Source organism: Salinimicrobium oceani, from assembly GCF_012037645.1.
The window spans coordinates 1-312 of sequence record NZ_JAAVJR010001411.1; the positions used below are offsets into that span (position 1 = coordinate 1).

Consider the following 312-nt stretch of genomic DNA (forward strand, 5'->3'; position numbering starts at 1 on the left):
TTACGAAGCCCATAGCATGAATGAACTGGCAATAGGTTTACTGGTAGGATTTATTCCGCAGGTGGTGCTGGCCTTCTTCTGGTTATAGTAAATAGAACATAAGCCCCACCTGGAACGTGCGAAGATCGAGATCTTCATTATTTACCGAAGCGCCATCTAAGAAGGAGTTCAGGCTGTAATAGAAATTGAAGTTGAAGGTGTTATATCCAAAAGTAAAAGTGGCGCCTAACCTGAATCTTTCAAACTCGGGAATATCTGATTCCTTGTAGGTCTGGCCTCCCTGTTCAAATTTAGTTTGGAAATAATATGCAT

Annotated in this window: 1 pseudogene; it reads right to left on the minus strand. The window is 41.3% G+C overall.

From position 1 onward, the window contains the following. Positions 1-82: 82 nt before the first annotated feature. A pseudogene (locus tag HC175_RS22430) lies at positions 83-312 on the minus strand (PorT family protein); the annotation flags it as partial.